General features: G+C 35.1%; 1 protein-coding gene. It reads right to left on the bottom strand.

Annotated elements, in window-relative coordinates; all coding sequences use genetic code 11:
• Window positions 1-59: 59 nt before the first annotated feature.
• A partial coding sequence (locus CXF67_RS00330; RefSeq protein ID WP_145990331.1) for an ATP-binding protein occupies window positions 60-282 on the bottom strand: 223 nt, incomplete at its 5' end.

Raw genomic sequence — 282 nt, 5'->3', positions numbered from 1 at the left:
ATACCATTTCTGATAAAAAATTCCCAATAGCGTTATCGTCAACTAACAGTATGTTTGTCTCAGTCATAACCCAAATATATTTTAAATGTTGTGCCTTTATTTATTTCGCTGGTCACCTCAATGTTTCCTCCATGTGATTCTACAAGTGAATTGACAATGTAAAGTCCGACTCCTCTACCTTCGATGTGTGTATGCATCCGTTTGAAGAGTCTAAATATATTGTCCGTTGAACTATCTAAGTCCATACCAAGGCCATTGTCTTTGATAATAAGATAATAACCT

Origin of the sequence: Psychroflexus sp. MES1-P1E (assembly GCF_002836055.1) — a bacterium.
GTDB lineage: Bacteria > Bacteroidota > Bacteroidia > Flavobacteriales > Flavobacteriaceae > Psychroflexus.
The sequence above is the reverse complement of the archived record's forward strand: the minus strand, read 5'-3'. Positions and strand labels throughout refer to the sequence as shown.